Below are 19,087 nucleotides of genomic sequence, written 5' to 3' on the forward strand. Positions count from 1 at the left end.
GGCCCGCCCGGCCAACAGCAGACCGCATTCTCCGTAGACGAAAGGTCCAACGGCCATGTCCCTCTTCGGCGCCCTCGGCAGCGCGACGGCCAGCCTCCGTGCGGTCCAGGCCCAGGTGAAGCTGGTCTCGGACAACGTCGCCCGCGCCGACGATCCCACCCGCACCCGGCACACCGTGTCGAACGTGCTGGATTCCAACGGGTTCGTCCTCACCTCCCAATACCGCCGCGAGGTCGATTCCGCCCTGCTCAGCCAGGTGCAGGACCTGACCGCGCGCGAGGGCTCCTCGGCCACCAAATCCTCCTACATGCAGCAGCTGGGCGACCTGCTGCGCACGACCAGCGGCAAGCCGCAGCTGAACCAGTACGCCGAGGCCTTCCAAACCGCCTGGAAGGCGGTGGAAACGTCGCCGGAAAGCGAGGTCGCGCAGTACCAGCTCGTCCAGGCCGCCGACACCTTCGCGCGCGAGATCAATCGCGTGTCCCAGGGCGTCGAGGACATGGACCGGGAGATCCAGGGCGACCTCAGCCAATCGGTCGGCGAGGTCAACCGTCTGCTGAAGGAAATCGAGAGCATCAACAACAACATCGTGTCGCTGCAGGGCTACGGCTCGGCCGGCAACGAGGTGGCCGACAAGCGCGACGGGCTGATCCGCGAGCTGAGCACCTACGTCGGCGTGCGCACGATGGCCCGCCCGGACGGCCGCATCGCCGTCTTCACCCCGACGGGGCTGGCGCTGGTCGACAGCCAGGCGGCAAATCTTTCCTACGAGGGCGGCAATATCAACCTGACGGTGGGCAATCAAGTCACCAACGTCAACCAGCACCTGAAGGAGGGAAAGGTCGCGGCGCTGATGAACCTGCGCGCCGACGGCTCGACCTCCAACCCGCCGCAGCCGGCCAGCGCCGACCCGACCACCGAGGTGATCCGCAAGCTGCGCTCGCAGCTCGACGCCTACGCGCAGATGTTCACCGGCTCCACCAAGCCCGGCGAGCCCACCAGCTTCCGCGACGCCTACGACCAGGCGAAGACGGTGCCGGGCGAGGAAGGCACGCAGTTCTTCATGGGCAACGACCGCTTCACCATCCACGTGAACGAGAACCTGCTGAACAACACGAAGAAACTGAAAAGCGCGGCCGTGAAGGACGTGGTGACGGCGCTCAGCGCCACGGGCCGCAGCTTCCAGGCCGACGGGCTGAAGCTGGAGGGCGCGTCCTTCAGCTCCATCACCAGCAACATCACCGGCGGCTGGATGTCCGCGGCCAAGACCGCGATGGACAAGTCCTCGCTGGACAAGGACTCCCGCCAGATCCTGGAGGAGCGCTATCACGCGACGACCGGCGTCAACATCGACGAGGAAATCGCGAATCTGCAGCAGCTCCAGACCTCCTACGCCGCGTCGGCACGGGTCATGCAAGTGGCCAATACGATGTTTGACGCGCTGGAGGCGATCGTCCGATGAGCTCCGTCACTCAAGTCAGCAGCTACGCCAAGTATCTTGGCCTGGTTCGCAACCTGACCAACGGCCAGAACAAGGTGGACACGCTCTCCGAGCAGTTGACCACCGGCAAGAAGTCCACCGACCTGAACGCCTACGGGGCCGAGACGCAGAAGCTGCTGGCCCTGCGCGCCGAACTGACCCAGCGCGAGTCCTATGTCCAGAACATCAACACCGCGTCGCCGCGCGTGAAGGCGACCGACACGGTGCTGAACAGCCTGGAGAAGATGGCCACGGACTGGCAGAGCAGCAACCTGATGCCGTTCCAGCCGGGACCGGCCAGCGTCACGTCCCCCTTCAACAGCAATCCCGACGCGTTGAAGCTGACGGTCAACGGCGACAAGTCCACCTTCACCCAGAACGCCCGCTACACCGTGACCTCCACCCCCTCGAAGGACGGGGTCAACGGGTCGTTCGACGTGACGGTGACCGACGGGCTGGGCGGCAAGACCACCCGCACCATCAATCTGAAGACCGTGCCCCCCAGCGACGGCGGCGGCTACAACTTCAAGATCGACGGCGGCCCCGGAGAAGGCGCGGTGCTGAACCTGAGCTTCGACCAGCTCACCGCGGCGTCGAGCAGCACCTTCAACGTGAGCTGGCCGCAGGCCAACGACATGCGCGACCGGGTCGAGGGCGCGCTCCGCGACATCCAGCAGCTTCTGAACGAGCAGTTCGGCGACCGCTACCTGTTCGCCGGCTCGCGCTACGGCACGGAGCCGGTCGGCGACCTGCTGGCCCAGCCGCAGTCCACCCGCGTCACGCTGAACGGGTCGATGGTCAACGCCGACGACTACTTCGAGGTGTCGATCGACGGCAAGCCCTTCGGCTATCAGGTCCAGCCGGGCGATCCGAAGACCGTCACCTTCGTCGCCAGCACGCTCAACAGCCTGATCCAGTCGGCCAACCCGAAGCTGCCGATCATCGCCTCCGCGGCCAACGGCGTCATCTCGCTGATCAGCGAGGACCCGAGCCAGAAGTTCGACGTGAAGGCGCGCGTCCAGAACTCGATGAGCATCGACAACTCGATGACGGCGCCGACCACCACCCAGGCGGCCACCCTGCCGGCGCCCGCCGGCACGGGGCTGAAGCAGATCGACAGCTTCGCGCTGACCGGCGACGGCGTGGACATCGGCGACACCTACGAGATCAACGTCGTCGTCGGCAACCCGGACGACCCCTTCAACCGGAAATATTATTCGGAGCATCCGGACGAGCCGGAGGACCTGCCGCCCTACCAGCAATACACGGTCCGCTACACGGTCACGGAGAAGGACTACAACAACGGCGTCACCGACGTGTCGAAGGTGGCCGACATGCTGCGCGCCGAGTTCGGGAAGACCAGCCCGGTGCCGCCGGTGAGCATCGACGCCGCCGGCAACGGATCGACGATCCAATTGACCAGCAACAGCACGATGGACCCGAACCATCCATCGCGCGTGCAGCAGTTCACCACCTCGGTGCGGGCGGTCAACGGCCAGATCGACAACACCATCTCGGTCGCGACCCTGCCGTCGCAGGCCGACGCCCTGACCGACCTGCCCTATGTGGACCCGCCGGACCTGCCCTTCTACGATTCGGAATACATGTCGAACCGGAAGAACAGCAAGGCGTGGGACAAGGCCGCGGTCACCATCGACGATGGCCAGACGCTGACCTACGGCGTCACCAGCGACGACCGCGCCTTCCAGAAGCTGGTCGCCGCCTTCCGCATGGCCCATGTCGCCGCGTCCAATCCCGGCAAGTACGAGGAGTACATCACCAAGTCGCGGGAGCTGATGGCCCAGGCCAAGGACGAGGTGCGGTCGGTCCATTCCAAGGTGGCGTCCGACCTCGCCACGCTGGAGGAGAAGAAGACCGCCCACACCACCGCGTCGGCCACGGTCGTCGAGCGCATCGCCGGCATCGAAGGCATCGACGAGACCGAGGTGGCCGCCCGCCTGCGCACCTCCATGAACGCGCTGGAGGCCGCCTACACGGTCGCCGGCCAGCGCCAGAAGCTGTCGCTGCTGAACTACATCGCCTGAAGCGGCGATGGCTCCCTCCCCTGCTTGCGGGGGAGGGCCGGGGGGCAAGGCCAACCGACCCTTTTCGGGCAGCCGCCATCAAAACGAAACTGCCAAAACGAAACTGCCAAAACGAAACCGGCGCCCCGAAGGGCGCCGGTTTTTCGTTCGAAGCGCCGAGGCTTCAGATCGAGATGCGCAGCGACTGGCGCGGCGGCTGGCCATCCGGGGCGGACACCGGCGGAGCCATCGGCTGGGCCATGGCGGGACGCGCCCCCGCCTGCGGAGCCGGCGCCGGCTGGCCCTGGGCGGGCGCGTCGGGGCGGGCGGTCAGGCCGCTGGCCACCGACCGGTTGATGCTGATGAGCGTGTCCAGCTTCGACACGTCCAGGTCGATCAGCCGGGCGACCGTCTCGCGATCGACCAGCAGCGACAGGGCGGCGATGTTGGTGCGCACCTCCGGCGGATGCCCGCAATCCTCTTCGGTCATCGCGGCCTGGAAGATCGTCCACAGGCGCTGATTCAACTGCAGGGCGGCGCGGAGCGTCTCTTCGTTCACGGGGCTGCGCCCGGCATCGATCAGGCGCCGCGACGCCTCCGCCAAAGCCCAGGCCTCGACATCACGGGGATTGTCGGAGGTCGGCTTGTTCGCGTATGTCGGTGTCGGCTTCATTCCAAACCCTCGGGACAGGCCGCCGGACAGAGCAATGCTGAATCAGGTCCGGGCCAAAAGGATTGTCAGCGATCCTTCAATCCTTGTCAACTTTAGGGACCTGTTTCCGGTGATTTGCAAGGATTTGTCACGACTTCACGGGGTTCCGGCATTACAGGATCCGGCATTGCCGGTCCGAGCAGTTCACCCGCCGCCTGCTCGACCGCCTCGATGGAAATGCCGTCCATCAGGCCGGTGGCCTGTGGGTCGGCCTTCTGGCGGGCCAGCAGTTCGGACCGCGGAACCCGGCTGATCACGGTGCGCGCCGCCACGCCCCAGGGACCGTAGGTCTCCGGGAAGCCCGGACCGAACAGCCCCACGGTCGGCGTGCCGGCGGCGGCGGCGATGTGCATCAGCCCGGAATCGTTGCCGACATAGAGCGCCGCCCGGCGCACGCAGGCCGCCGCGGCCATCGGGTCGGTCCGCCCGGTCAGGTCGATGGCCCGTTCGCCCAGCGCCTCCAGAACCGGCCGGGCGCGCTCGCGCTCCGGTCCGGCGGCGAGGACGGCGACGCGCCGGCCGGACAGCCGGCCGCCCGGGCCGGTCAGCCGCGCCGCAAGCGCGGCGAAGCGGTCCGCCGGCCATTCCTTGCCGGTCCAGTTCGCGGTCGGGCCGATGGCCAGGAACGGCTCCGCCCCGCCGGGCAGCAGCCGGTCGGCCTCCGCCTCGGCCGCCGCGTCGATCCACAGACGGGGGGGCGGGGGCGGCGACAGGCCCAGCACCCGCCCGATCTCCTCCACCTTGTGGAGATGGGGGGCACGGGCGTGGAAGAAACGGCGCTTCGCCAGGACGAGACGGCCGACCGCGGAGTTGCGCAGATCCACCACCAAATCCCACCGCGTGCCGACGCAGGCCCGCCACAGGTCGACCCAATGCCGCGCCCAGGCCCGCTTCGGCATGGGAATCAGCCGCTCCAGCCCCGGCACGGAGCGGAACAGCGGCGCCGGCAGCGGCCCGCAGGCGATGGTCAGCGCGGCGTCCGGATGCCGTTCCGTCAGATGGGCCAGCAGCCCGGTGGACAGGACCGCGTCGCCGAGACGGTTGGACGTGATGAACAGGATGCGCAAGACCCGGCCCGCCCCCTCAGCCCGCCGCCGCTTCGCCGCCGGGCGGCACGCGCCGCCGCAGGTTGCGCGACAGAATCCAGGCCGCCGGCACCAGCGCCGCCACCGGCAGCACATACATCAGCGGCACCAGCACGGTCACCTTGGCGGCGAGGCTGGACAGGCCGAGGACGGCGGACTGGATGGCCATCACCACCAGCACCGCGGTGGTCACGCGCACCGACTGGCCGCGCCGGTTGAACTCGCCCGACAGCAGGCAGGCCAGCGCCACCATGGTGTAGGCCAGCGCCAGAAGAGGCGAGGACAGGCGGTGGTGCAGCTCGGCCAGCAGGTCCCGCACCATCTTCGGATCGCTCGCCAACTGGGGGGACGGGTGCAGAAGCTCGTCGGTGGAGCGCTCGCGGGCGTCGGGGTAGCGCTCGGCGCTGGCGCTGCTCAGCACCTTCAGGTCGACCGCGTAGCGTTCGAAGAAAAGCTGGGACAGCCGGTTGGTCTTGCGGTCCAGCTCCTGCCGGTTGCCGTTGTAGACGACGAAGCGCGCACCCTCCGACCCGGTCAGCATCACCGCCCGCTCGCCCATGATGGTCACCGGCTTTTCCGGAACGCGCCCGTCATGGATGATCACGTTGTGCAGGTTGGCGTCGCTGTCGCGCTCGCGCACGAAGACGCTGAAGCGGTCGCCCACCTCGTTGAACACGCCCTCGCGCAGGAACAGCTGCGAGTAGTCGCTGCGCACGGCGTATTCCATGCGCACCAGCTCCTGGTGGGCGGCGGGCGTCAGCCAGAGGTTCAGCACATAGACGACCACCGTGACGCCGAAGGCCAGCAGCATCGCCGGAGCGGCCAGCGCGAAGGGGCCGACGCCGGCGGCGCGCATCACCACCAGCTCGCTGTCGGTCGCCAGCCGGTTGTAGGTGAACAGCACCGCCCCGACCAGCGCCAGCGGCAGCACGATGCCGAGGAAGGTCGGCACCGTAAGGACGAGCAGCCACAGGAACACCCGCATCGGAGCCCCGGCTTCCACCACCATCTCGATCAGCCGCAAGGACTGGCTCAGCCAGATCGTCAGGGTCAGGCCGGCCGTGGAATAGAGAAGGGCGATCAGAAGATTGCGGAAGAGATAGCGTTGCAGTCGGTTCATGTGCATGCGTCACGGGGAAGCCCGGCGAGAAGCTGACGGGCTCGGGCGTCCGGGTCAAGTGCTGATCTGGCAACAGGCCCGGCGCGCCGAACTTTTGCTCCGCAAGGCACCCCCCGCCGCGTCAGGCCGTGCGCACCGCGGTCAGGAACACCTCCACCTTGCTGCGCAGCCCGTCCGCCTGGTCGGACAGCGATCCCGCGGCCTCCAGCACGTTGCGGGCGGCGCTGCCGGTCTCGCTGGCCGCCCGGTTCACGTCGGCGATGTTGGACGTCACGTCGTGCGTGCCGACGGCGGCCTGCTGGATGTTGCGGGCGATCTCCCGCGTCGCCGCCTGCTGCTGCTCCACCGCCGCGGCGATGGTCGAGGCGACCTCGCTGATTCGCCCGATGGTGCCCATCACGTCGCCGATCGAGGCCACCGCCCCCTCGGTCTCGCTGCGGACGGAGACGATCTTCGCGGCGATCTCGTCGGTGGCGCGGGTGGTCTGGTCGGCCAGCGCCTTCACCTCCGCCGCCACGACGGCGAAGCCCTTGCCCATCTCGCCGGCCCGCGCCGCCTCGATGGTGGCGTTCAGCGCCAGCAGCCGGGTCTGGGAGGCCACCTGGGTGATCAGGTCGATCACCGCGACGATCTCCGCCGAGGCGCTGGCGAGGCTGCGCATCGCCTGATCGGCGCGCTCGGCCTTGTGCACCGCCTCGTCGGCGATGGCGGTGCTGCTGGCGACCTGCCGGCCGATCTCCTGGACCGAAGCGGCCAGCTCCTCCGTCGCGGTGGCGACGGTCTGCACGTTGGCGCTGGCCTGCTCCGACGCGCCGGCCACGGTCACCGACTGGCGGGAGGTCTGCTCCGCCGTCGCGGCGAGCTGGCTGGCCGTCGCCTTCATCTGCACCGCGGCGGCGGAGACCGAGCCGAGCACGGCCGCCGCCTCGCGGTCGAAGCGGCCGGTCAGTTCCTCGATGGCGCGGGCGCGGCGGGCGCGGACGTCCTGTTCCGCGTGCTCGCGCTCGGCGGCCTGCCGCGCGGCGATCATGTTGTCCTTGAAGACCAGCACGGCCTTGGCCATCTGCCCGATCTCGTCACCCCGCCCGGTGGCCGGCACAGGGGTCGCGGAGTCGCCGTCGGCCAGCCGCCGCATCGCCTCCGTCATGGCGCCGAGCGGCCGCACGATGGAACGCGAGGTCAGCAGGACCGCCGCCGCCGCGATCAGCAGCCCCAGGGTCAGCAGAACCGCCTGCACCATCACCAGACGGTCGGCGCCCTCGATCATCCCCGCCGTGTCGGCCTGCAGCAGGGCGCGCTGGCGCGGGATCAGGCCGCTGGCGTCGTTGGAGCGGGCGTCGCCGACCAGCAGGCTCATCACCTGGTTGGCGCGCGGGATCGCGTCGTCGTTCAGGGAGTTCAGCGCCCCCATCTGGTCGCCGATGGTGCCCAGCGATTCGGCCATGTCCTGGTCGCGGCGCAGATGGTCGAGCAGCGGCTTCACCGCGTCCCAGGTGGCCTGGACCTGCGGGTCGGACCAGCGGGCGGACAGGCCGTCCATCTCCTGGCGCAGGGCGTCGATGCGGTCCCAGGCGACGTTGCGCTCCTGCTTCAGATCCTCGCGGTTGGTCAGCAGATAGCCCTGCATGGCGGCGTTGGTCGCGGTGACCGCCGCGACGATGCCCTGCCCGGCCAGCGCCGTCGGCATGCGGACATCGGCCACCAGACGGCTGAGCGTCTTCCCGTTGTCGGTCAGCAGCAGGCCGGTGCCGACCGTCACCACCAGCACCGCGATCACCGCCGCGAAGCCGATGGACAGCCTTTGGCCAATCCGCAGATTGCCGAGTGCCTTCATTCGTTCCTCCCGTGCAGCACCCATTGTCGGACGCTTCTTTTCTCGACCGGACGTTGCTGTGTCGGTCGTTGCCCTTATCTGGGAACGAATGATGGGCCAACAAACATTAAAGGAGTGTTTCCAGCGCCGGGCGCGTCCGTTGGGGACGGCCGGTCAGATATCCTCGGCGCCCAGGTAGGATTCGATCACCTTGGGGTTCGCCACGACCTCCGCCGGCAGGCCGTCGGCGATCTTCTCGCCATGGTCCAGCACGACCACCTGGTCGGACAGGGCCATCACCGCGCGCATCACATGCTCGATCATCAGGATCGTCATGCCCTCGCGCCGGTTCAGGTCGCGCAGCACCTCGACCATGCGGTCGACCTCGGTCGGGCGCAGGCCGGCCAGCACCTCGTCGAGCAGCAGCAGGATCGGGCGGGTGGCGAGCGCGCGGGCGACCTCCAGCCGCTTGCGGTCCGGCAGGGTCAGGCTGCGCGCCGGGCGGTTGGCCTGATCGGCCAGCCCCAGGCGGTCCAGGACTTTCCGAGCGTGGTCGCGCGCCGCGGCCACCGACCGTTCGCGGGCCAGCGCGCCGACGACCACGTTCTCCTCGACCGACAGCTGCCCGAACGGCTTGACGATCTGGAACGTCCGGCCGATGCCGGCGGAGCAGATGCGGTTGGGCTTCAACCCGGTGATCGCCGCGCCCTTCAGATGCACCCGCCCCTCGTCGGGCGGGAAGACCCCGGCGATCAGATTGAAGGTGGTCGTCTTGCCGGCGCCGTTCGGGCCGATCAGCGCGACGATCCGCCCCTCCGGCACGGCGAAGCTGACGTTGGAGACGGCCTTCAGCCCGCGGAAGCGCTTGGACAGGCCCTCGACCTCCAGAAGCGCCGCCATCACGCGTCCTCCCCGGGACGGCGGACGAGGCCCAGCCGGGCGGCCAGCCACGGCCACACCCCGTCCGGGCGGTAGACGACGATCACCACCAGAGCCACCCCGTAGAACAGCTGCTTCAGGCCCGGCAGGTCGAAGCCGGTCACCTCGATCAGGAAGGTCAGCAGCTCGCCCAGCGGGGTCAGGATGAAGGCGCCGAGGATCGGCCCGATCAGCGTGCCGATGCCGCCGACGATGGCCGGCAGGATGATCTCGATGGAGCGGCCCATGGAGAAGACCTGCTCGGGGAACAGGTTGTTGAAGTAGAAGGCCTGGAACACCCCGCCCAGCGCCGTCAGGGCGGAGGACACGGCGACCGCGGCGATGCGCGCGCGGAACAGGTCGACGCCCACCGCCTCCGCCGCCTCCGGCTCCTCGCGAACGGCCAGCCACTGGTAGCCGAGGCGGCTGTGCAACAGCACCCGCGACAGGGCCAGCGCGGCCAGCACCAGCGCCAGAATCACGTAGTAGAACAGCTCCGGCGAGCCGCGCAGGTTCAGCAGGTCGTTGCCGGCGTCGCCCGCCACCGGGATGAAGAAGCCGCCCGAGCCGCCGAACCAGAGCAGATGGTCGAAGCCGATGCGCGCCACCTCGGCGAAGGCGATGGTCAGCAGCGCGAAATGCACGCCGCGCACCCCGAAGCGGAAGCCCAGGAAGCCGATGAAGCAGCCCGCCGCCGTCGCCGCCAGCATCGCCACCCACATCCCCGCCCAGGGGCCGATCCCGAAATGCACGAACAGCGCCGCGCTGGCGTAGGCCCCCAACCCGACATAGAGCGCATGGCCCAGCGACAGCAGGCCGGAGAAGCCCATCATCACGTTCCACGCCTGCCCGACATAGGCGAACCACAGCACGGTGGTCAGCACCGACAAAACGTAACGGTCGGCGAACATCGGCGCGGCGAGCAGCAGCGCGCCGCACAGCGCCAGAAGGACGATCCCGCGCCCCGTCACGACCGTTTCCCCAGCAGGCCCTGCGGGCGCAGCAGCAACACCACGATCAGCACACCATAGCTGAAGAGGGATTTGAGCGAGGGGTCCAGCAGGAAGCCGGCCATCGCCTCCGAAAAGCCGATCAGCATGCCGCCCAGCAAGGCGCCCGGCAGACTGCCCAGCCCGCCGACGATGACGATGATGAAGCTCAGCAGCGTGTATTCCGGCGCCAGTTGGGGACGGGAGTCGACCAGCAGCGTCATCAGCGCGCCGGCGATCCCCACCACCCCGGCGCCGATGCCGAAGGTCAGCGCGTAGAGCCCGTCGATGTTCAGCCCGACGACGCGGGCGCCCAGCGGGTTGTCGGCGCAGGCGCGGATGGCCTTGCCGGTGCGGCTGAAGCGGAAGAAGGCGAACAGCGCCACCGTCACCACGATCGCCCCGGCCCCGGCGCGCAGCCGCACCGCGTCGAGCAGCAGCGGCCCGATCTCCACCGTGTCGAAGCTGTAGGGCACCATGACGTTGCGCGAATCCGGCCCGAACAGCATCAGCATGGCGTTCAGGATGATCGTCGCGATGCCCAGCAGCAGGATGAACTGCATGTGCTCGGGCCGCTCCACGAAGCGGTTGACCAGCCCGCGCTGCAGCACCCAGCCGAAGGCGAACAGCACCGCCGCGACGACGGGCGCCGCCAGGATCGGGTCGAGCCCGAGCAGGCTCGCCAGCAGCACGGCGCCGTACATGCCGGCGACCATCATCTCGCCGTGCGCGAAGTTGACCACGCGCACGACGCCGAAGATGACCGACAGGCCGAGCGCCGCCAGCCCGTAGACCAGTCCGGTCAGCAGGCCCGACGCGGCGATGTTCAGGTAATAGTCAAACGGCATGCGCGATCAGCCCTTGGCGGAGCCCCGGAACGGCCAACGGAGCCCCGGATGGCCAAGCCTGAGCGGCGTAGCAGTCCTTCGTAGTCGTGGCAAGTTTCCTGTGCGGATCGGGCGGCGATCAGCGGCGCTTCGCCTCCTCCAGCCGCGCGGTCAGGGCGTCGCCCAGGCAGGCCCGCGCGGCGGCGGCGACCGCCGGATCCTCCTCCATGCCGCGGCGGACCCAGCAGCGGGCGGTGATGCGGTCGTCGAAGCGGCGTTCCTCCTGAAGCAACGCGTAGGCCGCGGCGTCGCGGCGCTCCGCCGGCAGGGCGGCGAGATGACGCTGGTGCAGCCCGCGGGCCCGCCCGTCCAGCGCCGCCAGGTCCGGCTCCGTGCAGATCATCCGGCGCAGCGGTGCGCTAGCTGTCGCGCAGCGCGGATCGGGCAGGATGGGAAGCGGCGGCGGCACGGCCTTGGCGGGCGGCACCGCCGCGGCAGCAACCGTGGCGGCAACCGCAATGGCGGGTTGCGCCGGCGGAACGGCGGCCGGGCCGGAGACGACTCGGACGGGCGTCCCGACCGGAACCGCCTCGAACAGGGCGGCGATGTCGGCGGGCAGCATGCGGAAGCAGCCGCCGCTGGCCCGGCGGCCCACCGAGTCCGGCTCGTTGGTGCCATGGATGGCGATGGCCGTCCAGCCGAGGTCGAGCGCGAACTTGCCCAGCGGATTCGCCGGCCCCGGCGGCACCGACACCGGCAATGCCGGGTTTTCCCGGCGCTGGTTGGCGGTCGGGTGCCAGGTCGGGTTGCGCCGCTTGCGCAGGACCCGGCTGTCCCCCAGCGGAATCGCCACGCCGGGCCGCCCGATGGCGACCGGGAAGGAGCGCGGCGGACGGCCCTCCTCCAGCAGGTGAAGCCGGCGCTCCGTCAGGCTGATGACGATTCGCGGCGGCGGCATGGACTCGGTGGCGACCCCGGTGGCGGCTCCGGTGGTGGTGGCCGTGTCCTGCGCGCGGAGGCCGTCGGGCGAAACGAGCGCGAGCGCAATCGCCAGGGTTGCGGTCGGAACGAGATGCCACAAGAATGTCGCGGTGCGCTGCATGGGAAAAGTTCAGCGCATCCGCCCTAAAAGCGCGTAAACATGCCGTCAGGGACCAAGCAGCAGGAACGCCGACCATGGACACCATCGAACAGACGCTGGCCGTTGCGACCGAACACCACCGCGCCGGCCGCACCACGGAGGCGGAAAGCCTGTACCGGGAGGTGCTGGCGGCGTCGCCCGGCCATCCGGACGCGCTCCATCTGCTTGGCGTCATCGGGCTGCAGAGCGGGCGGCCGGCGGAGGCCGTGGACCTGATCGGACGGGCGGTGGCCGGTGACCCGACCTCGCCCCTGCTGCACGCCAACCTGGGGCACGCCCTGCACGCCACCGGCCAGGCCCACGACGCGGCGCTGAGCTTCGCCCGCGCCCTGACCCTGCTGACCAACGAGGGCGAAGGCTGGGGCAACGTCAGCGCGCTGGCCGGGCTGATCCGCCGCTACGACGACGAGACCCGCCGCGCCGCGGCCAGCGAGGTCGATGCGGGATACGCCATGGGCGACGTGATGCGGCGCCATTCGCTGCTGTTCCTGCTCGACGGCGACGTCGCCCATTACGAGGCGCTGACGAACGCCGTGCTGGAAGACCCGATGCGCTTCACCGTGCCGTCGATCCATTACGCCTTCTGGGGCATGGCGATGCAGCTCTTCCAGGGGGCGGCGCGGCACGGCGACACCGGCGCGTTCCAATCCGGGACTCTCACCGACTATTACCGCCTGATGGTGGACGAGACGGCGCTGCGCTACCACCTGCGCCGCCGCATGAAGCGGGCCACGCCGCGGGGCGAGGTCAAGCGGGTCGCCCTGATCACCAACCAGATGCTCGGCGCCGGCCACCAGCCCACGGCGGACGCCTTCGACTTCGCCCGCCGCCTGCAGGACGAGTTCGGGCGCGAGGTGGTCATCCTCAATCCGAACGCCATGGCGATCACCGGCGAGAACGGTTTCGTCCCCGAATACTCCTACAACATCACCGAGGAGTATGACGGGGAGCAGGTCATCGCCGCCTTCGGCGCCCGGGTCCGTATGATGTCCTTCCCGCAGAAGCGCTTCGACGAGGAGAAGGTGAACGCCATCGTCGATTACCTGGACGGCTTCGACCCCGACGTCATCGTCGCCTTCGGCGGGTCCAACGTGGTGGCCGACCTGTTCTCCGGCGCCCGCCCGGTGATCTGCGTGCCGACCTCCTCCGGCCTGCCGCTGTCGATGGCCCGGCTGGTGCTGGGCTATGGCGAGGCCGACACCACCCAGGGCTGGCCGGCGGACATGGCGGAGCGTTTCCGGCCCTTCTCCTTCGGCTGGACCCTGCCGCCCACGGGGCCGGAGCGCCGCCGCGCCGATTTCGGCATTCCCGACGCCGGGCCGGACGGGGGACCGCTGTTCCTCGTGGTCGGCAACCGCCTGGACCAGGAGGCCGGGCCGGACTTCCTGGCGCTGGCCGATTCGCTGCTCGACCGCCTGCCGGAGGCCCGGATCGCCGTCGCCGGCGGCGTGGAGTCGCTGCCGCAGCGGCTCGCCGCCCTGCGCAACGCCGGGCGCATCCACACGCTGGGCGATGTCGATGATGTGCGGGCGCTGCACCGCCTCGCCACCGCCTACCTGAACCCCCGCCGCCAGGGCGGCGGCGGCAGCGCGGCCTTCGCGCTGGCCGACGGGGTTCCGGTGGTGACCGTCGCGGCGGGCGACGTGGCGACCGTGGCCGGTCCGGCCTTCACCGTGGCCGACGACGCGGCCTTCCTGGACCGCGCCGCCGCGTTGGCGAGCGATCCGGCCTTCCGCGACCGGCAGTCGGCCGAGGCCCGCGCCCGCTTCGCCGCGGCCGGCGACCGCCGCGCGTCGGTGGAAAAGCTGCTCGCCTACGCGCTCGAAGCCCAGACGGCGTAAAGGAAAAGGGAGGGGACGCGGCTCCTTGTGACCGCGTCCCCTCCCGTCCCGCACACTCCCGATCAGGCGCGCTTGCCCCAGCCCGGCATCGGGAACACCGGGTCCATCTCCGCCGAGTCCTTGGGCAGGACGACCGTCGGGCGCAGGTTGCGGTTCTGCAGGCAGGCCGAGACGAGCTGGGTGTTCTGCCCCTTCTCGTCGAAGGTGATGGCCGGGCCGACCATCATCTTGTCCTTCAGGTTGGTCTGGCGCAGCGCCTCCAGCAGGGTGGCCGGCTCCGCGGTTCCGGCGCGCTTGAAGGCGTCGGCGGCGACCAGGATGGCTTCCAGCGTGAAGGCGACGTTGAAGGCGTAGCCCTCGAAGCGGTCGTTGGGATACTGCTTCTTGAAAGCCGCCTCGACGCGCTTGGTCAGCTCCGCCTTGGGGTCGTACCAGGGCAGGTTGGTGATGGCGTAGTCGGCGTACTTGCCCAGCACCTTGTAGAACTGCTCGTCATACAGGCCGGGCGAGCCGGGGGAGACGATGCCCTTGGGCTCCCACCGCTGCTTGACCATCTCGCGCACCAGCATGATGGCGTCGTTGGCGCGGGTGGTGACGATGGCGAGTTCGGCGCCCGTCGCCTTGGCCTTGGCCACCTCGACCGCGAGATCCTGGGCCTTGGGGTCGTAGGAGATGCTGTCGACGATGCCGAAGGGCATGTCCAGCTTCGGGAACAGGGCGTCCATCGCCTGCTTGTTCGCCATGCCGAAGGTGTCGTTGGCGTGCAGGAACACCGCCGTCTTCGGGGTGACGCCGCTGACCGCGAACAGGTCCTTCATCAGCGCCAGCCCGTTGGTGACGAGCATGGTGGAGGTCGGGAAGTTGCGGAAGACGGTCTTGTAGCCCTGCTCGGTCAGGCGGTCGGCGGCGGCGATGTTCATCACCAGCGGGACGCCGCGCTGCTCGCAGACCTGCGCCGCGGCGGCGGTCTGGCCGCTGTCGAAGGCGCCGACGATGACGTTGGCGCCGTCGTTGATCAGCTTCTCGGCGCGCGAGCGGGCGACGTCGACGTTCGATTCGGTGTCGGCGGAGAGGATCTCGACCTTGTAGCCGAGTTCGCCGAGGATGGCCGGCGCGATCTCGGCGCCGCGCTGGCAGGCCTGGCCTGCCTGGGCGAGCAGGCCGGAGCGGGGCAGCAGAACACCCACCTTCAGCGCGGCGCCCTGCGCGAAGGCCGGCGCCCGGCCGAAGGCGGCGAGCGCGCCGGCCGAGAGGGCGACCGAGGCCGCGGCGGTGCCGAACTGACGGCGGGTGAGTCCTCCCATGGACCCATTCTTGCTGATGCGATGATCGTTCATTATCGGGTGTTTCCCTGAGGCATGGTCCCGGAGCGGATGATTTCCCCGCAATTGCCTTTGTGTCAAAGTGGAATCCACCGGAAGGCGACACACGGACGAGACGGACCCCACCGAATGGCGACCATCGAGGAGGCGCTGGGCATCGCGCTCGACCATCTGAAGGCCGGACGCGCGGCGGAGGCGGGGGACCTGTACGGGCGGATCCTGGACGCCGATCCCGACAACCCGGAGGCCCTGCACCGGCTGGGCCTGCTCGCCGCGCTCGACGGCGACCGCGAGCGCGGCATGGCGATGATCGCCCGTTCGGTGGAACGGGACGGCGGGGACGCCGACGCGCACTTCAACCTGGGTGCCCTGCTCCATGTCGCCCTGCGGACCGAGGAGGCGATCGCCGCCTACCGCCGGGCCCTGGCGCTGCGCCCCGACTTTCCCGACGCCGAATACCACCTGAGCGAGGCCCTGCAGGCCATCGGCCGCATCGGCGAGGCGCTGGACGTGCTGGACGCGCTGCTGAACCGCCACCCGCATTTCGTCCCCGGCTGGCGGCAGAAGGGCGACATCGAGGCCGATCTCGGCCGCCCCGGCGCCGCCGTGTCCTTCTACGAGATGGCGCTCGCCATCGACCCGCGGGACGAGGGATCGCGGGAGCGGCTGGCGGCGCAGGCCGCGGCCTACCGCGCCCGCCGGGCGATCCTCGACAGGGCCGGGCCGGGCGGGCGGCTGGACCTGCGCGACGTCACCGTCCTGGTCCCCTTCCGCGCCGACAGCGCCGACCGCAAACGCAACCTACGCTGGATCGCCTCCTTCATCCTCAAGCACGCCAACACCACGGTCCTGATCGGCGAGGACAAGGCGGGACCGAGCGACGTCGCCGACGCGCTGGGACCGGAGCTGGCCGCCCGCTGCCGGCACCTGCAGCTGACCGGCAACGACACGCCCTTCACCCACAAGGCCCACCTGCTCAACCGCATGGTCGAGGCGGCGGACACCCCCATCGTCGCCCTGCACGACACCGACGTCGTGGTCGATCCCGTGCAATATGCCTTGGCCCGCGACGCGGTGCGCGGCGGGGCGGCCATGGCCTTTCCCTACAACGGGCTGTTCTTCTGGATTCTCGGGCGGGAGGTCCATCGCTTCGGCCACACGTTGTCGGCGGCTCCGCTGAACGCGGTCTGCCCGCGCTTCCCGCTGATGCACCGCAACTCGCCGGGCGGCGGCGCCTTCTTCGACCGGGCGGCGCTGCTGGCCGCCGGGGGCTACAACGAGCGCTTCGTCTCCTGGGGGTACGAGGACGACGAGATCGTCGAACGGCTGCGCCGTCTCGGCCTGCGGGTCGAGCGGGTTCCCGGGCCGCTCTACCATCTGGAGCACGCGCGGCCCGAGAACTCCACCGACCGGAATCCCTTCATCGACGCCAACAAGGCGGAGCTGGAGCGCATCCAGGCCATGGACGCCGACGCGCTGCGCGCCGAGATCGCCGCCGGGCGCCTGCGCCGCCCGCTGTTCTCCAGCGCCGGATAGGAGCAGCCGGCCAGCGGGCCGGGTTCATGGCGAACCGGCCGAACGCCGTCGTGACCATGCCCCGGACCCTTCTACATTAAAATACGCTAATGCGTTGAAACCGGGCCGCTTCGCAAAGGAAATGGGGAGCAACCCCGCCCCGCCCGCTGTTTCGGTGTGGCTCCCTTCATCACGCCAGCGACCGATCATGCCCCTGCGCTCCGCGCCCCCCCTCGCCGACAAGGACCCCTTCGACATCGACGAGGCGTTCCGGCGCCTGCGCCGGGCCGTGGCCGGACGCCCGAAGGCCGCCATGTTCGCGCTGCGCGACCGCGGCTACGGCAGCCCCTTCGAGCAGCTGGTCGGCAGCCTGATCTCGGCGCGGACGCGCGACGAGACGACCATCCTGGTGTGCGAGCGGCTGTTCGCGGTGGCGCGCACGCCGCAACAGATGGTCGCCCTGACGCCGGAGGAGCTGACCCGCCTGCTCGACGGCGCGACCTTTCCGGAGCCGAAGGCCCGCGACATCCGAGCGCTGTCCCGCCGCATCATCACGGAGCATGGCGGGGTGGTCCCCGACACGCCGGACCTCCTGATGGCCTTCCATGGAGTCGGTCCGAAGATCGCGGCGCTGACGCTGGCGGTCGGATTCGGCATTCCGGCGGTGGCGGTGGACGTGCATGTGCACCGCATCGTCAACCGCTGGGGCTTCGTCGCCGCCCCGACGCCGGAGCGCACCATGGTCGCGCTGATGGAGCTTCTGCCCCGCCACTACTGGGTGGAGATCAACGAGCGGCTGGTGCCCTTCGGCAAATGGATCTGCACCGGCGACCGCCCGCGCTGCTCGACCTGCGCCATGCTGTCCATGTGCCGGCAGGTGGGGGTGACGACCCACCGCTGAAGCTCCGCGGCACCGGCTTTGATGCAGATCATCGCGCCGTTTTTCCGGAATCCGTCCTTCTGTCCGGCAACCGCCCCGCCCAAGGACGATCCAAGGAAGACCGCTGATGATCCTGTACGCTCTGCGCTGCGCCTGCGGCCATGAATTCGAACAATGGTTCAGGAATATGGCCGATTACGACACCCGCAAGGCCGACGGCCTGCCCTGCCCGTCCTGCGGCGGGACCGAGGTGTCGAAGGCGATCATGGCGCCGCGCGTCGGCGCGTCGAAGCCGTCACCCGCGCCGATGCCCGCCTGCAACCCGTCCGGCTGCGGCAACGCCATGTGCCCGATGTCGCAAATGGCCTGAGGCGGCCGCCTACCGCCGTCCGCGCCCGCCGCTGCTCAGCGGCGGCAGGGCGCCGGTGGTCAGCTCCTCCCGGCGGCGGCCGCTGCCGAAGCTCGGCTCGCGGCGCTGCTCGCGCGGACCGTCGTCGCGCGGCGACGGCCGCGCGGCGTTGGCCCGCCCGCTGCGCCACCACGCGAAGCCGATGCCCAGCACCGTCGCCCCGATCACGCCCATCACCCCGTAGCGGGCGCCGTTGGCCGCCCAGCCGGGCAGCATCGACCCGCTGTCCGCCGCCGGTTCGACCACCGGAACCGGCTGCCCGGACGGGGTGGTCGCGGTGACGCTGGCCCGCGGCGCGGCCTGCGGCACCGGTCCCTGCCCGTGTCCCTGCGAGGACGCCGTGGCGGAAACGCCGGGGGCCGCCGAAGCGGGGGCGCTGGAGGGGCCGCCCGACGAAGGAGCGCCGCTGGTCACGGGCGGGCCGGCGCTGAACTGCGCGCCGCCGCCGACGCTGCCCGTCCCGCTGTCGATCCGCTGGGTGGGAGCGGCGCGGGGCACCACCTCGCGCTGCGGCTCGCGCGGTGCCTGACCGGGGCCGCCGCCGCCGACCTTCTGCTGGGCGAGGTTCCCGACCGTCGCGGGAGCCTTGCCCTCCCGTTCGCCCATCATCTTGGCGATGGTCGCCTTGTCGAGCTGGTTGGTCACCGGCAGTCCGTGGGCGGCCTGGTACTTGCCGAGCGCCGCCTTCGTCTCGGCGTGCATCTGGCCGTTGGCCCGCCCGCCGATGTTGTAGCCCTTGTCCTTCAGGATGGTCTGGGCCCATTGGATGTCCGCCGTCGATTGCGCCCGAGCCGGAGCGCCCGCCAGCAGCCCAGCCGCCAGAACCGGCCCCACCACAGCCAACGCGACCGCGCGGCGCGCGCGGTGCGAACCACCCGTCATGACCATCCTCCGTCCGAGACGCCAACCGACCATCGCCTATCCACTATCGTGGATGAGCGACCGTGTTACCAGATTGCGGCGGATTTCCGGGCGCGATTTTTGTGCGCCTGCGTTGCGGCGGCATCAGGT

The 19,087-nt window shown here is 70.0% G+C and carries 16 protein-coding genes; 6 read left to right on the forward strand and 10 right to left on the reverse strand.

All coding sequences use genetic code 11. The features are described from left to right. Positions 1-55 precede the first annotated feature (55 nt). On the forward strand, positions 56-1,462 hold the full coding sequence (flgK, locus tag TSH58p_RS24300; protein ID WP_109070467.1) for a flagellar hook-associated protein FlgK: 1,407 nt from the start codon (positions 56-58) through the stop codon (positions 1,460-1,462). Continuing rightward, positions 1,459-3,525 carry a hypothetical protein gene (locus TSH58p_RS24305; RefSeq protein ID WP_109070468.1) on the forward strand — a complete coding sequence of 689 codons (2,067 nt, stop codon included), beginning with the start codon at positions 1,459-1,461 and terminating at the stop codon, positions 3,523-3,525. Before flgK ends, TSH58p_RS24305 begins: the two co-directional genes overlap by 4 nt. Before the next feature lie 163 nt (positions 3,526-3,688). Here the strand turns inward: TSH58p_RS24305 and TSH58p_RS24310 are convergent, their stop codons facing one another. The 8 genes from TSH58p_RS24310 to TSH58p_RS24345 form a co-directional block, all read right to left on the reverse strand. Next, complete coding sequence (locus TSH58p_RS24310; RefSeq protein WP_109469511.1) at positions 3,689-4,177, reverse strand: flagellar biosynthesis regulator FlaF; 489 nt, start codon at positions 4,175-4,177, stop codon at positions 3,689-3,691. 92 nt (positions 4,178-4,269) lie between these two features. After that, complete coding sequence (locus TSH58p_RS24315) at positions 4,270-5,283, reverse strand: glycosyltransferase family 9 protein (protein WP_109469512.1); 1,014 nt, start codon at positions 5,281-5,283, stop codon at positions 4,270-4,272. Between the two features lie 16 nt (positions 5,284-5,299). Further along, positions 5,300-6,421 carry an LPS export ABC transporter permease LptF gene (gene lptF, locus TSH58p_RS24320; protein WP_109469613.1) on the reverse strand — a complete coding sequence of 374 codons (1,122 nt, stop codon included), beginning with the start codon at positions 6,419-6,421 and terminating at the stop codon, positions 5,300-5,302. A 121-nt stretch (positions 6,422-6,542) separates the two neighbouring features. Then, positions 6,543-8,255 carry a methyl-accepting chemotaxis protein gene (locus TSH58p_RS24325; protein ID WP_109469513.1) on the reverse strand — a complete coding sequence of 571 codons (1,713 nt, stop codon included), beginning with the start codon at positions 8,253-8,255 and terminating at the stop codon, positions 6,543-6,545. A 153-nt stretch (positions 8,256-8,408) separates the two neighbouring features. Next, positions 8,409-9,134, reverse strand: a complete 726-nt coding sequence (locus TSH58p_RS24330) for an ABC transporter ATP-binding protein (RefSeq protein ID WP_109469514.1) — start codon at positions 9,132-9,134, stop codon at positions 8,409-8,411. Further along, on the reverse strand, positions 9,134-10,123 hold the full coding sequence (locus TSH58p_RS24335) for a branched-chain amino acid ABC transporter permease (RefSeq protein WP_109469515.1): 990 nt from the start codon (positions 10,121-10,123) through the stop codon (positions 9,134-9,136). Before TSH58p_RS24335 ends, TSH58p_RS24330 begins: the two co-directional genes overlap by 1 nt. Beyond that, positions 10,120-10,989 carry a branched-chain amino acid ABC transporter permease gene (locus TSH58p_RS24340; protein ID WP_109469516.1) on the reverse strand — a complete coding sequence of 290 codons (870 nt, stop codon included), beginning with the start codon at positions 10,987-10,989 and terminating at the stop codon, positions 10,120-10,122. Before TSH58p_RS24340 ends, TSH58p_RS24335 begins: the two co-directional genes overlap by 4 nt. 118 nt (positions 10,990-11,107) lie before the next feature. After that, positions 11,108-12,070, reverse strand: coding sequence for a L,D-transpeptidase (locus TSH58p_RS24345; RefSeq protein WP_109469517.1), 963 nt, complete (start codon positions 12,068-12,070; stop codon positions 11,108-11,110). Positions 12,071-12,144: 74 nt separating this feature from the next. Here TSH58p_RS24345 and TSH58p_RS24350 point away from each other — a divergent pair, with 74 nt between their 5' ends. Further along, positions 12,145-13,950 (forward strand): tetratricopeptide repeat protein, encoded by a 1,806-nt coding sequence (locus TSH58p_RS24350; RefSeq protein WP_109469518.1) that lies wholly within the window; start codon positions 12,145-12,147, stop codon positions 13,948-13,950. Between the two features lie 62 nt (positions 13,951-14,012). On the opposite strand, the gene TSH58p_RS24355 is transcribed toward TSH58p_RS24350, so the two are convergent. After that, a complete protein-coding gene (locus TSH58p_RS24355) occupies positions 14,013-15,254 on the reverse strand; it encodes an ABC transporter substrate-binding protein (protein ID WP_247874322.1) in 1,242 nt (413 codons plus the stop codon). 147 nt (positions 15,255-15,401) lie between these two features. Between TSH58p_RS24355 and TSH58p_RS24360 the strand changes: the two genes are divergently transcribed. The 3 genes from TSH58p_RS24360 to TSH58p_RS24370 all read left to right on the forward strand — a co-directional run bounded on the left by TSH58p_RS24360 (position 15,402) and on the right by TSH58p_RS24370 (position 18,037). Continuing rightward, on the forward strand, positions 15,402-16,808 hold the full coding sequence (locus TSH58p_RS24360) for a tetratricopeptide repeat protein (RefSeq protein WP_109469520.1): 1,407 nt from the start codon (positions 15,402-15,404) through the stop codon (positions 16,806-16,808). A 187-nt stretch (positions 16,809-16,995) separates the two neighbouring features. Next, entirely contained in the window at positions 16,996-17,688 is a 693-nt protein-coding gene (gene nth, locus TSH58p_RS24365; RefSeq protein WP_109469521.1) for an endonuclease III, read from the forward strand. Between the two features lie 106 nt (positions 17,689-17,794). After that, positions 17,795-18,037, forward strand: a complete 243-nt coding sequence (locus TSH58p_RS24370; protein WP_109469522.1) for a DUF1178 family protein — start codon at positions 17,795-17,797, stop codon at positions 18,035-18,037. Between the two features lie 9 nt (positions 18,038-18,046). On the opposite strand, the gene TSH58p_RS24375 is transcribed toward TSH58p_RS24370, so the two are convergent. Continuing rightward, positions 18,047-18,958 carry a peptidoglycan-binding domain-containing protein gene (locus tag TSH58p_RS24375; RefSeq protein WP_109469614.1) on the reverse strand — a complete coding sequence of 304 codons (912 nt, stop codon included), beginning with the start codon at positions 18,956-18,958 and terminating at the stop codon, positions 18,047-18,049. Between the last annotated feature and the right edge of the window lie 129 nt (positions 18,959-19,087).

Origin of the sequence: Azospirillum sp. TSH58 (genome assembly GCF_003119115.1) — a bacterium.
Lineage (GTDB): Bacteria > Pseudomonadota > Alphaproteobacteria > Azospirillales > Azospirillaceae > Azospirillum.

Excerpts from the sequence above, each read along its gene's own strand:
- TSH58p_RS24305 (WP_109070468.1), top strand. The coding sequence starts at position 1,459 with ATGAGCTCCGTCACTCAAGTCAGCAGCTACGCCAAGTATCTTGGCCTG.
- lptF (WP_109469613.1), bottom strand. The coding sequence starts at position 6,421 with ATGAACCGACTGCAACGCTATCTCTTCCGCAATCTTCTGATCGCCCTT.
- nth (WP_109469521.1), top strand. The coding sequence starts at position 16,996 with ATGCCCCTGCGCTCCGCGCCCCCCCTCGCCGACAAGGACCCCTTCGAC.
- TSH58p_RS24375 (WP_109469614.1), bottom strand. The coding sequence starts at position 18,958 with ATGACGGGTGGTTCGCACCGCGCGCGCCGCGCGGTCGCGTTGGCTGTG.
- TSH58p_RS24350 (WP_109469518.1), top strand. The coding sequence starts at position 12,145 with ATGGACACCATCGAACAGACGCTGGCCGTTGCGACCGAACACCACCGC.
- TSH58p_RS24370 (WP_109469522.1), top strand. The coding sequence starts at position 17,795 with ATGATCCTGTACGCTCTGCGCTGCGCCTGCGGCCATGAATTCGAACAA.
- TSH58p_RS24355 (WP_247874322.1), bottom strand. The coding sequence starts at position 15,254 with ATGGGAGGACTCACCCGCCGTCAGTTCGGCACCGCCGCGGCCTCGGTC.
- TSH58p_RS24325 (WP_109469513.1), bottom strand. The coding sequence starts at position 8,255 with ATGAAGGCACTCGGCAATCTGCGGATTGGCCAAAGGCTGTCCATCGGC.
- TSH58p_RS24340 (WP_109469516.1), bottom strand. The coding sequence starts at position 10,989 with ATGCCGTTTGACTATTACCTGAACATCGCCGCGTCGGGCCTGCTGACC.
- TSH58p_RS24360 (WP_109469520.1), top strand. The coding sequence starts at position 15,402 with ATGGCGACCATCGAGGAGGCGCTGGGCATCGCGCTCGACCATCTGAAG.
- TSH58p_RS24310 (WP_109469511.1), bottom strand. The coding sequence starts at position 4,177 with ATGAAGCCGACACCGACATACGCGAACAAGCCGACCTCCGACAATCCC.
- TSH58p_RS24345 (WP_109469517.1), bottom strand. The coding sequence starts at position 12,070 with ATGCAGCGCACCGCGACATTCTTGTGGCATCTCGTTCCGACCGCAACC.
- flgK (WP_109070467.1), top strand. The coding sequence starts at position 56 with ATGTCCCTCTTCGGCGCCCTCGGCAGCGCGACGGCCAGCCTCCGTGCG.
- TSH58p_RS24330 (WP_109469514.1), bottom strand. The coding sequence starts at position 9,134 with ATGGCGGCGCTTCTGGAGGTCGAGGGCCTGTCCAAGCGCTTCCGCGGG.